The following is a 264-nucleotide window of genomic DNA, read 5'->3' as shown; positions in this document are numbered from 1 at the left end:
TTGCCCTGCTTGATGGCCGTCTCGATAAGGGATATCGGGATGCCGTAGGCACGCAGCTTGTCCGGGTCGACCCGGACTTGATACTGGCGCACCATGCCGCCGACGGTGGCGACCTCGGAGACGCCATTGACGGTTTGCAGCTCGTACTTGAGGAACCAGTTTTGCAGCGAGGTGAGCTCGCTCAAGTCATGCTTGCCGGTTCTGTCCACCAATGCGTATTGATAGACCCAGCCCACCCCGGTGGCATCGGGGCCGAGCTGGGGG

1 protein-coding gene is annotated in these 264 nt (G+C 61.7%); it reads right to left on the bottom strand.

Annotated elements, in window-relative coordinates:
• Positions 1-264 (bottom strand): efflux RND transporter permease subunit (locus BN1129_RS00525; RefSeq protein WP_042033817.1); only part of this gene is annotated, 264 nt, incomplete at both ends.

This window comes from Aeromonas popoffii, from assembly GCF_000820025.1.
GTDB lineage: Bacteria > Pseudomonadota > Gammaproteobacteria > Enterobacterales > Aeromonadaceae > Aeromonas > Aeromonas popoffii.
The sequence above is the reverse complement of the archived record's forward strand: the minus strand, read 5'-3'. Positions and strand labels throughout refer to the sequence as shown.